At 69.2% G+C, this 9,569-nt stretch carries 8 protein-coding genes; all 8 read left to right on the top strand.

Annotated features, from left to right (window positions below; genetic code table 11):
- Positions 1–1,272: ABC transporter substrate-binding protein (locus tag VFV89_RS10680; protein WP_329705914.1), on the top strand; the 1,272-nt coding region annotated here is incomplete at its 5' end.
- 151 nt (positions 1,273–1,423) lie between these two features.
- The gene (locus VFV89_RS10675) at positions 1,424–2,437 is read left to right on the top strand and encodes an ABC transporter permease (protein ID WP_329705913.1); all 1,014 of its coding nucleotides are present in this window, start codon (positions 1,424–1,426) and stop codon (positions 2,435–2,437) included.
- A 32-nt stretch (positions 2,438–2,469) separates the two neighbouring features.
- Positions 2,470–3,588 carry an ABC transporter ATP-binding protein gene (locus VFV89_RS10670; RefSeq protein WP_329705912.1) on the top strand — a complete coding sequence of 373 codons (1,119 nt, stop codon included), beginning with the start codon at positions 2,470–2,472 and terminating at the stop codon, positions 3,586–3,588.
- Positions 3,589–3,755: 167 nt separating this feature from the next.
- Positions 3,756–4,865, top strand: a complete 1,110-nt coding sequence (locus tag VFV89_RS10665) for an ABC transporter ATP-binding protein (protein WP_414690366.1) — start codon at positions 3,756–3,758, stop codon at positions 4,863–4,865.
- The gene (locus VFV89_RS10660) at positions 4,852–6,240 is read left to right on the top strand and encodes a replication-associated recombination protein A (RefSeq protein ID WP_414690365.1); all 1,389 of its coding nucleotides are present in this window, start codon (positions 4,852–4,854) and stop codon (positions 6,238–6,240) included. The genes VFV89_RS10665 and VFV89_RS10660 overlap by 14 nt, the downstream gene beginning before the upstream one ends.
- A gap of 236 nt (positions 6,241–6,476) precedes the next feature.
- Positions 6,477–6,980, top strand: a complete 504-nt coding sequence (locus VFV89_RS10655) for a hypothetical protein (protein WP_329705910.1) — start codon at positions 6,477–6,479, stop codon at positions 6,978–6,980.
- A gap of 73 nt (positions 6,981–7,053) precedes the next feature.
- Positions 7,054–7,314: a DUF6167 family protein gene (locus VFV89_RS10650; RefSeq protein WP_329705909.1), complete on the top strand. Its 261-nt coding sequence runs from the start codon at positions 7,054–7,056 to the stop codon at positions 7,312–7,314.
- Positions 7,314–9,569, top strand: a 2,256-nt coding sequence (gene alaS, locus VFV89_RS10645) for an alanine--tRNA ligase (protein ID WP_329705908.1), incomplete at its 3' end; no start/stop codon positions are given. The genes VFV89_RS10650 and alaS, both read left to right, overlap by 1 nt.

The following is a 9,569-nucleotide window of genomic DNA, read 5'->3' as shown; positions in this document are numbered from 1 at the left end:
GGCTACCTCGACATCCCCGAGGACGCCGACGGTTCGCCGGCCTACAAGGGCCCCTACACCGGTCAGGGTCAGGACCTCTTCGACAAGGCCGTGACCTGTGACGGCAACACCATCACCTACCGGTTCAAGAAGCCGTGGCCGGACTTCCCGCTCGCGCTCGCGGCGCTGCGCTCCTTCGACCCCTACCGGCAGGACCAGGACAAGGGCGCCAAGTCCCAGCTGGTCCCGTTCTCCGACGGCCCGTACATGATCGACGGTGAGTGGAACGAGGACTCGGGCGGCTCGTTCGTCCGCAACCCGAACTGGGACCCGAAGGAAGACACCAACCGGCAGGCGAACCCCGACAAGTTCACCTTCTCCCTCGGCACCGAGGCGGAGGTCATCATCGACCGGCTGATCGCCGACCAGGGTGATGACAAGAACGCCTTCTCGAGCCGCAACATCACCCCGGCGCAGTTCCCGCAGATCACGGGTGCGGTGGCCGACCGTGCGGTCAACTTCGCCTCGCCGTTCAGCAACTACCTGGTGCCGAACTTCAACCGGTTGACCAACCTGAAGGTGCGTCAGGCGCTGGCTGCGGCCACCGACCGGGCCGGCTACAGCGCGGCGCTGGGTGGCGACAAGTCCTCCAAGCCCTCGCAGTCGATCGTCAACCCGACCACGCCGGGCTACGTGGCCAACCCCAACTACAGCCCGGACGGCAAGCCGGACATCGAGGGCGCCAAGCAGCTGCTGGCGGACTCCGGGGAGACGCTGCCCATCCCGATCAAGCTGACCTACCCGATCGGCTCCGACGCCACCGACAAGGCGTTCGCGGCGCTCAAGGCCAGCTACGACCAGGCCGGGTTCGACGTGACGCTGGACGGTCTGGACCCCTCGGGCCCCTACTACGACACGATCCAGAAGCCGGGCTCGGACTCCGACCTGATCTGGGGCGGTTGGGGTTCTGACTGGCCGTCGGTCTCGACGGTGATCCCGCCGCTGTTCGACAGCCGGGTCAACCTGAGCAAGGCCTCGAACGGTCAGGACTACGGCAACTTCAAGAGCGACGAGATCAACGCGGCCATGGATGCAGCGGCCGCCGAGACCGACCTCGACAAGGCCAACCAGATGTGGTCCGACATCGACAAGATGCTCTCCGACCAGGTTGCCTACATCCCGCTGGACACCACGCAGTTCTACTTCCTGCACGGTTCCAACATCGTCAACTACGTCAACGCGATCGGCACCTTCGGTTACGCGGACCTGGGGGTCATCGCCGTCAAGAGCTGACGCAGACAACTGAAGAAGTGACAGCCGCGTCTCGGGACGCGGAGCAACACAGCAACACCAGCTAGACCCGGCCCGTCCGGCCCCGCCCGATCGGCGGGGCCGGACGGAACCGGAGACCGACGGATCCCACCCACACGTTCCGAGGTGCACCGTGTTCGCCTACACCATCCGCCGCGTGATCAGCGGCATTCTGCTCATGGTGGTCATGAGCATGGTCACCTTCGTCCTCTTCTACGCCAGCTCCGACCATCCCGAGCGTTACGCCTGCGGCCCCAAGTGCACCCCGGCGCAGCTCGAGACCACCCGCGAGGCCCTGGGCTTCAACGAACCGCTCGCCGAGCAGTGGGCGAAGTTCGCCAAGGGGTTCGTGGTCGGCCGCGACTTCCCGGACGACGAGAAGCTGCGCGAGGCGAACCCCGAGCAGGTCGTCCACTGCGCCCCTGGCTGCCTGGGCCTGTCCTACACCTACAACAAGACGGTCAACGAGCTGCTCAAGGACAAGCTGCCGGTCTCGATCTCGCTGGCGATCGCGGCGTACATCCTCTGGATCACCGGCGGCGTCGTCTTCGGCGTCACGGCTGCGCTGTTCAAGGGCCGGTTCATCGATCGCGCGATCGTCGGCCTCGCGCTGGTCGCCTTCGCCTTCCCGACGTTCTTCATCGGCCTGCTGCTGCTGAAGTTCGTCGCGATCCGCTGGCAGATCGTGAAGCTGCCGGTCTACACCCCGCTCACGGAGAGTCCATGGCTGTGGGCGACCGGGATGATCCTCCCGGCGATCACCCTCGCGCTGGTCTACATGGCGGGCTACATCCGGATGACCCGGGCGTTCGTGCTCGAGACCATGACCGAGGACTACATCCGCACCGCGCGCGCCAAGGGGCTCACCAAACGCCGGGTGATCGGCAAGCACACGCTGCGCGCAACCCTGACCCCGCTTGTCACCCTGTCCGGTCTCGACCTGGCCGGGCTGCTGGGCGGCACGATCATCACCGAGCAGGTCTTCAACTTCAACGGCGTCGGCAAGATGTCGGTCGCCGCCATCCAGCGCCACGACCTCGCCCTGGTGGTAGGCATCGTGCTGCTGATCGCGACGATCGTGATCACCGCCAACATCATCGTCGACCTGCTGTACGCCGTGATCGACCCGCGGGTGCGGCTCGGCTAGCATCAGTTGGCTGAACAGGGTTAGGTAGGCACGTGTCATCTTCTGCAACGACCCTCGAGGAGAGCACGCCCGGCGGTCCGTCCACGGGCGACCCCCTCCTCGTCGTCAAGGACCTCAAGGTCCACTTCCCGACCGGTGACGGCATCGTCAAGGCCGTCGACGGGCTGAGCTACACCGTCGGGCGCGGCCAGACGCTCGGGATCGTGGGCGAGTCCGGCTCGGGCAAGTCGGTGTCGAGCTCGGCGATCATGGGTCTCTTCCACGGCACCAACGCCCAGCTGTCGGGCCAGATCATCCTCGACGGGACCGACGTGCTGACGCTGACCGAGGACCAGATGCGCAAGCGTCGCGGCCGCGACGTGGCGATGATCTTCCAGGACCCGCTCTCGTCCTTGCACCCCTACTACACCGTGGGTGCGCAGATCATCGAGGCCTACCGCGTGCACTCCGACGCGTCCAAGAGCGCGGCCCGGCGCCGGGCCATCGAGCTGCTCGACCGGGTGGGGATCCCGCAGCCGGACCGCAGGGTCGACGACTACCCGCACCAGTTCTCCGGTGGCATGCGGCAGCGCGCGATGATCGCGATGGGGCTGGTCAACGACCCGTCGATGCTGATCGCCGACGAACCGACCACGGCACTGGACGTCACCGTCCAGGCGCAGATCCTCGACCTCCTGCAGGACCTCCAGAAGGAGTTCAACTCCGCGATCATCATCATCACCCACGACCTCGGCGTCGTGGCCGAGATGACCGACGACACCCTGGTGATGTACGGCGGCCGTGCGGTCGAGTACGGCAAGACCTCCGAGATCCTCACCCATCCCGAGATGCCCTACACCTGGGGGCTGCTCTCGAGCGTGCCGGAGGTCACCGGTGACACCAGCGCCAAGCTGATCCCGATCCCGGGCAGCCCACCCAGTCTCCTCAACCCACCCTCGGGCTGCCACTTCCACCCGCGCTGCACGCACCGCGACAAGGTGCCCGGCGACCTGTGCCGCACCACGACGCCCGAGCTGGCGCCGGGCAGCCGCGGTAGCACCCACCTCAAGCGCTGTCACCTGGCCGATCCCGAGAGCATCTACCAGGCCGAGGTCCTCCCGGAGATCGCTCCGGACCTGGTCGACGAGCTGACCGAGAAGAGCGGATCCTGATGTCCACCGCGGAGCACACCGAGCCGGGGACCGGCCCCGACGAGGCCGGCACGGAGGCCGAGGAGCCCACCCTCATCACCGACGCCGACATCGACGTCTTCGAGGGGTTCTCCGCGGTCGAGGCCCCCAAGGACGCCAAGCCGATCCTCACCGTCGACAACCTGCGGATGTACTTCCCGGTCAAGTCGCAGGGGCTCATCCACCGCACCGTCGGCCACGTGCAGGCCGTCGACGGCGTCTCGTTCGAGGTGGTCGAGGGCGGCTCGCTCGGGCTGGTCGGTGAGTCCGGCTGCGGCAAGTCCACCACCGGCCGGCTGATCACCCGGCTGCTGGAGCCGACCGGCGGCGCCATCAACTTCGAGGGCCGAGACATCGCGCACCTCAACACGCGCGAGCTCAAGCCGCTGCGGCGCCAGATCCAGATGATCTTCCAGGACCCCTACACCTCGCTCAACCCGAGGCACACCGTCGGCTCGATCATCGGTGCCCCCCTGCGCATCCACAAGATCGTGCCCGAGAAGCAGGTGCTGCCGAGGGTCAAGGAGCTGCTCGAGATCGTCGGGCTCAACCCCGAGCACTACAACCGGTTCCCCAACGAGTTCTCCGGCGGACAGCGCCAGCGCATCGGCATCGCCCGGGCGCTGACCCTGAACCCCAAGCTGCTGGTCGCCGACGAGCCCGTCTCCGCGCTCGACGTCTCCATCCAGGCACAGGTGGTCAACCTGCTGCAGGGGATCCAGCAGGAGTTCAACGTCGCGTTCCTGTTCATCGCCCACGACCTGGCGGTGGTCCGGCACTTCTGCCCCGAGGTCGCGGTGATGTACCTCGGCAAGATCGTCGAGATCGGCGACCGCGAGAGCATCTACCTCCACGCCCACCACCCCTACACCCAGGCGCTGCTCTCGGCGGTGCCCGACGTCAAGCAGGCCGCCGTCGGTGGACGGCGTGAGCGGATCCGGCTGACCGGCGACGTACCCAGCCCGATCAACCCGCCCTCGGGCTGCCGCTTCCGCACCCGCTGCCCGATCGCGCAGGAGATCTGCGCCAAGGTCGAGCCGCCGCTGCTCCAGATCGGACCCAAGCACAAGGTGGCCTGCCACTTCCCGGGCGACATCGGGCACCACCCGGCCGAGCCCATCACCGCGCCGCTGCTCGGCGTGGACGCGCAGGGCAACGCGGTTCCCGGCGAGACGACGATGGGCGACGACATCCTCAACCACCCCGGCTACACAGACACCTGGTTCGACCTGGGTTCGAAGTCCTTTGGGCGAGGCTGACGAGCTCTTCGACACCGGCGCGCTCCGCCAGCCCGCGGCCGCGGCACGTGGCCAGGGCGGCGCCGGCAGCGGTTCGCTGAGCTCGGCGGGGCACGCGTCGGCACCCCTCGCCGTACGCATGCGGCCGCGCACGCTGGACGAGCTCGTGGGGCAGGAGCAGCTGCGCGCGCCCGGCTCTCCGCTGCGTCAGCTGGTGGAGGGCGACCAGTCGATGTCGCTGCTGCTGTGGGGCCCGCCCGGCACCGGGAAGACCACGATCGCGGCCATCCTGAGCCAGCAGACCGACCGGAGGTTCGTCGAGGTCTCGGCGGTCTCGGCGGGGGTGCGGGAGGTGAGGGCCGCGATCGACGCCGCGCGGGCCGAGCTCGTGGCCACAGGCCACGAGACCGTCCTGTTCGTCGACGAGGTGCACCGATTCAGCAAGGCCCAGCAGGACGCACTGCTGCCCGGCGTCGAGAACCGCTGGGTCACCCTGGTCGCCGCGACCACCGAGAACCCGTTCTTCTCCGTGATCTCCCCGCTGCTCTCGCGCAGCCTGCTGCTGCGGCTGGAGTCGCTGACCGACGACGACGTCCGGGCGGTGCTGGACCGGGCGCTGACCGACCCGCGCGGGCTGGCCGGTGCCTACACCGTCGACGAGGACGCGCTGGACCACCTGGTCCGGCTCGCGGGCGGCGACGCGCGGCGCTCGCTGACCTACCTCGAGGCCTCGGCCGGCGCGGCCGCCTCGCGGGGCAGCACCACCATCGACCTCGAGACGGCCGAGACCGCCGTCGACCAGGCGGCGGTGCGCTACGACCGCCAGGGCGACCAGCACTACGACGTGACCAGCGCGTTCATCAAGTCGCTGCGCGGCTCGGACGTCGACGCGGCGCTGCACTACCTGGCCCGGATGATCGAGGCGGGGGAGGACCCACGGTTCATCGCCCGGCGGCTGGTGATCCTCGCCAGCGAGGACATCGGCCTTGCCGACCCGACCGCGCTCCCGACCGCGGTGGCCGCCGCGCAGGCGGTCCAGCTGATCGGCATGCCGGAGGCGAGGCTCAACCTGGCGCAGGCGACGATCGCGCTGGCCATCGCACCCAAGTCGAACGCGGTCATCACCGCGATCGAGGCCGCCTCGGCCGACGTACGCGCGGGCAAGATCGGCCCGGTGCCGCCGCACCTGCGCGACGCCCACTACCAGGGTGCCAAGAAGCTCGGCCACGGCACGTCCTACACCTACAGCCACGACGAGCCTTTCGGCATCGCCGAGCAGCAGTACGCCCCGGACGTGGTGCTCGACGCGGAGTACTACAAGCCGACCTCGCTCGGCGCCGAGGCCGCGATCAAGGAGCGCTGGGAGCGGATCCGCCGGATCATCCGCGGGAGATGAGGCTCTCGTGACATGTCCGTGGGTGGGCGGCCGCGCGCGGAGCAGGCCGCTCGGTCCCGGCGGCGGTGACCTATCAACCCGGGTCAGCGGTTCAAGCGTTCAAAGGCCACCGCCACCCCGCCGAGTCCCGCCGTATCACCGGATGGCGCGAGGCGAGACGCGATCCGGTGGGCGCGCGGGCACCCACGGAAGCGTCAAGAAGAACCGCAAATGACCGCGCGATAGGGTCGGTTGCCATGGTGTGGGTGCTGCTGGTCGTCACCGGCGTGCTGGCCGTCATGGTCGGCGTGCTCGCCCGGCGCGTGCACCGGTTGGAGCAGCGGCTGGAGCCCCGCCGTTCCTCGTCGAGTGACGCGAAGGTGCGCTCGGAGCAGCCCGCGGATGGCACTTTCGCGACCTTCGACGCGAGCCGAGCGGTCACCACCGAGTTCGTCATCACCCGAGTGGGTGAGCCCGAGCCCGAGCCGGAGGCAGCCGAGCCGGTGCCGACCGTGCCCGCGCCGGTCTTCGCCGACCTCCTGCTGAAGGAGACCGTCGTCCAGACCGCTTCGCTCTTCCAGGGGCTGCGCCGGGCGCTGGCGCCCGAGACCCGCAACCGGATCCGGTTCCACATGCGTCAGGAGGTCAAGCGGTCGCGCAAGCAGCGGCGCGCGGAGATCCGCGAAGCGCGCCGGGAGTGGGCGGCCCGGCAGCGAGCCGCCATGGCCGCCGAGCAGCGGGCCGAGGGCTCCGCGGCATGAATACACTCCATGAAGTTCTGCGCTCCCCCCGCTGCGCTCCTCCCGCGCACAGTTCCGCGGGGACCCCAAGAGCATGAGGCGCGGGCTCTGGTTCGTCGCCGGGGCCGGGACTGCGATCTATGTGATGATCCGCGGTCGCCGTGCGGCCGAGGCGCTCACCGTCGACGGACTCCAGGACCGGCTCAACGGGCTGGCGGTCGGCGCCCGGATGTTCCGTGACGAGGTCGCCCAGGGCAAGGCCGAGGCGGAAACCGAGTTGCGGGAGCGGTTCGCGCTCAAGCCTCATGGACGACCAGAGCTGACAGCGGGACAGGAAGAGGAGGGCAGGAGCTGATGGACACCGCACAGATCCGGCGGAACTTCGTCGCGCACTTCGAGAACGACACGCGCTGGGGTGCCCACACCGTCGTACCGTCCGCCTCGTTGCTGCTCGACGACCCGACCCTGCTCTTCGTCAACGCCGGCATGGTGCCGTTCAAGCCCTACTTCCTCGGCCGGGAGACCCCGCCGTACTCCCGTGCGGTGAGCGTCCAGAAGTGCGTGCGCACCCCCGACATCGAGGACGTCGGCAAGACCACGCGGCACGGCACGTTCTTCGAGATGTGCGGCAACTTCTCCTTCGGCGACTACTTCAAGGAGGGCGCGATCGAGCTCGCCTGGGAGCTGGTCACCAAGTCGATCGAGGACGGTGGCTTCGGCTTCCCGGAGGACCGGCTGTGGCCGACCGTGTACGACGACGACGCGGAGGCGGTCGAGCTGTGGCGCAAGGTCACCGGATTCCCCGACGAGCGGATCGTCCGCCTCGGCAAGAAGGAGAACTACTGGTCCATGGGCGTGCCCGGTCCCGGCGGCCCGTGCTCGGAGATCCTGATCGACCGCGGCCCGGACTACGGCCCCGAGGGCGACTTCTCCGCCGAGGACCGGTACCTCGAGTTCTGGAACCTGGTGTTCATGCAGGACGAGCTCTCCGCGGTGCGGTCGAAGGAGGACTTCGACATCGCGGGCTCGCTGCCGAAGAAGAACATCGACACCGGGATGGGCCTCGAACGGGTCGCCTTCCTGCTCCAGGGCAAGCAGAACATGTACGAGATCGACGAGATCTTCCCCGTCATCGAGCGGGCCAGCGAGCTGTCCGGTCGCCGCTACGGCAAGGACCACGACGACGACGTCCGGTTCCGGGTCGTCAGCGACCACGTGCGCAGCGCGATGATGCTCATCGGCGACGGCGTCACCCCCGGCAACGAGGGCCGGGGCTACGTGCTGCGGCGCATCATGCGCCGCGCGATCCGGTCCGTGCGCCTGCTCGGCTTCCACGAGGCCGCGCTGCCGCACCTGCTGCCGGTGGCGCGCGACTGCATGGCCCCGTCCTACCCGGAGATCGCGACCGACTTCGGCCGGATCTCGCAGTACGCCTACGCGGAGGAGGAGGCGTTCCTCGCCACCCTGCGCCAGGGCACGACGATCCTCGACCAGGCGATCACCGAGACCCGGTCCACCGGCGGCGCCGGCCTCGACGGGGCGAAGGCGTTCCAACTGCACGACACGTACGGGTTCCCGATCGACCTCACCCTGGAGATCGCGGCCGAGGCGGGCCTGTCCGTGGACACCGACGCCTTCCAGCGCCTCATGCTGGAGCAGCGCACCCGGGCGAAGGCCGACGCGCAGGCCCGCAAGACCGGGCACGCCGACCTGTCGGAGTACCGGACGGTCCTGGACGGCGGGCCGATCACCTTCACCGGGTACGCCGAGGTGGCGCGCGAGTCGACGGTGCGCGCGGTGCTGGACCGCAGCGGAGCCCCGCTGCCGGTGGCGCACGAGGGCGACGCCGTCGAGATCGTCCTGGACACGACCCCGTTCTACGCCGAGGGCGGCGGCCAGCAGCCGGACACCGGCCGGATCACGGTCGGCGGCGGGCAGGTCGCCGTCGACGACGTGCAGCAGCCGCTGCCGGGGCTGATCGTGCACCGGGGACGGGTCACTCGGGGCGAGATCCGGGCCGGCGAGGACGCGTACGCGGAGATCGACATCACCCGCCGTCGGGCGATTTCGCGGTCGCACACGGCGACCCACCTGATCCACCAGACGATGCGCAACTTCCTCGGGGAGTCCGCGACCCAGGCGGGTTCGCTGAACGCCCCGGGCCGGCTGCGGTTCGACTTCAACACCCCGGGCGCGGTGTCGCCGGCCGTGCTGCGCGACGTGGAGCAGCAGGTCAACACCGTACTCATGGACGACCTGGAGGTCCGGGCGTTCGTGACGAGCCAGGCCAAGGCCCGCGAACTGGGCGCGATGGCGCTGTTCGGCGAGAAGTACGGCGACGAGGTGCGCGTGGTCGAGGTCGGCGAGTACGCCCGGGAACTGTGCGGCGGCACCCACGCCGCCCGGTCCGGTCAGCTGGGCCTCGTCAAGATCCTGCACGAGGCGTCGATCGGCGCCGGGGTGCGCCGGGTCGAGGCGCTCGTCGGCATCGACGCGTTCGACTTCCTGGCCAAGGAGCACCTGCTGGTGTCGCGGCTCGCGGACATCTACCGGGTGCCGATCGACGGTGTCGGCGAGCGGGTGGAGCAGACGATCGCACAGCTGCGCGAC

The organism is Nocardioides sp., from assembly GCF_036274455.1.
In the GTDB taxonomy this organism is placed as follows: Bacteria; Actinomycetota; Actinomycetes; order Propionibacteriales; family Nocardioidaceae; genus Nocardioides.
The sequence above is the reverse complement of the archived record's forward strand: the minus strand, read 5'-3'. Positions and strand labels throughout refer to the sequence as shown.